Genomic DNA, 2,125 nt, shown 5'->3' with positions numbered 1-2,125 from the left:
CAAGATATAGAACTTGCACCAGGTAAAATATTAAAGATTGCAAATCAATATATTGAATTAGAGGACGAATTTGAGAAAAACGTGGAAATGAAAATTGAGGACTTCAAAAGGCAGGAGATAGGGGCAATTGTCGCTGCCCAAGCTTTTTCAGTAGATGATCCAACAATTGAGGATAAAATAGTAGACATTGTAGAGCAAAAAGGGCTTCCAGCGACGGCTACGCATGAAATAACAAAGCTATATGGATTAAAAATAAGGACAAGGACTGCAGCAATAAACGCATGTATACTTCCCAAAATGATAGAGACAGCAAACATGACAGAAGAAAGCGTAAAAAAATCCGGCATAAAAGCACCTCTCATGATAATGAGAGGTGATGGTGGAGTAATGAATATAGCGGAAGTGAGGAAAAGACCGATATTAACACTTCTTTCAGGGCCTGCTGCAGGTGTAGCAGGAGCTCTCATGTATGAAAAAATATCTGACGGCATATTCCTTGAAGTTGGTGGAACAAGTACAGACATATCTGCAATAAAGACAGGCAAAGTAATGGTAAACTATGCAGAAATCGGTGGGCATAAGACTTATCTTAACTCCCTTGATGTAAGAACGGTGGGAATAGCAGGAGGGAGCATGGTAAGGCTTGGTGACAAAGACATAGAAGACGTTGGGCCCAGAAGTGCTCATATTGCAGATTTACCATATGCAGTTTACAGCGATCCAGAAGAAATAATAGAACCTGAAATAGTATATATAAAGCCCAAAAAGAACGATCCCGATAATTATGTTGCAATCAAAAGCAAGAATGGGAAAATATTTGCAATAACTGTATCCTGTGCGGCAAACGTATTAGGATATGTAAGACCAGAAGATTACGCCTATGGTAATCAAGAAGCTGCAAGAAAGGCATTAGAACCAATTGCCAAAAAACTCAATAAAACAGTTGAAGAAGTAGCAAAAAAAATAATGGACATTGCAAGCATGAAAGTAATAAAAGTTGTTGAACAGCTTATTACTGACTACAAACTTGACAAATCTACCACAGTACTTGTAGGTGGTGGAGGAGGAAGCGCTTCAATAGTTCCCTATGTTGCAAAAATTATGGGTATGCACCATAGAATAGCCAAAAACGCCCAGGTAATCTCTACAATAGGAGTAGCCCTTGCAATGGTAAGAGAAATAGTAGAGCGCACAATACAAAACCCCACTGAAAAAGATATATTATCAATAAGAAATGAGGCAAAAGAAGCAGTAATAAAATCAGGGGCATTAGAAGAAACAGTAGAAATATATGTAGAAATAGACTCACAAAAAAATATAGTAAGAGCAATTGCTACAGGAGCTACAGAATTACGTTCCAAAGACATATTAAACAAAAACTTAGGAGAAGAAGAAATAAAGAAAATAGCATCTCAATCAATGAAGCTAGAATCGATAAAAAACCTTCAAATAATCGATAAAACAGGTTCAATGTATATCATAAAAGGCATAGAAAACAGAAAGAGATTCTTTGGGCTATTATCACAAAAGCAGGAAAGAGTAGTAGTAATAAACAAAGAAGGGGTTATAAGACTTCACAAAAATAACGGCAAAGTATATAGAACAACCATTAAAACCTTTGAAAATGATTTAAACAAAGCATTAGAGCAAAACATATTTTATGGCGATGGCGGAGCCGAAATCCCTGATTGCTTTATCATACTGCCAAATAGAATAGTAGACCTATCAGGACTTATTGACAAAGAACAAATAATTTCACTGGCGAAGGTAGAAATAGGCGGTTTATCTGATAATGACCGGATACTCATATTATTAAGTAAAAGGTGATGAAATGATACCATCTGTATTTCTTGATAAACAACAATTAATTAGCCAGGAGTTAAAATTTGATATTTATTACAATAGGATATCTGAACTTAATCTTAATGATATACTAGAGATGGCATGGGATAGAGGAATCAAAGAGGCAAAAAAAATAAAAGACAAAAATATAAGGCAATTAATATTTCAAGAAAATATACTTGTAGAAACTGATGAAAAAAGTTATAATCCTGATTATGCTATTTTTAGTGATTATAACAGTGGAGAAAAAAAGATTACCATTTACAAAAAAAATATACAAAAT

Annotated in this window: 1 protein-coding gene and 1 pseudogene; both read left to right on the top strand. The window is 34.7% G+C overall.

Annotated elements, in window-relative coordinates:
- A partial coding sequence (locus tag M663_RS0104190; RefSeq protein ID WP_029688041.1) for a hydantoinase/oxoprolinase family protein occupies positions 1–1,827 on the top strand: 1,827 nt, incomplete at its 5' end.
- A gap of 4 nt (positions 1,828–1,831) precedes the next feature.
- Positions 1,832–2,125 (top strand): annotated as a pseudogene (locus tag M663_RS0104185) (hypothetical protein); the annotation flags it as partial.

This window comes from Thermoanaerobacter sp. A7A (genome assembly GCF_000445185.1).
Classification (GTDB): Bacteria; Bacillota; Thermoanaerobacteria; order Thermoanaerobacterales; family Thermoanaerobacteraceae; genus Thermoanaerobacter.
Note: the sequence above shows the minus strand (reverse complement) of the source record. Positions and strands in the feature narration are given on the sequence as shown.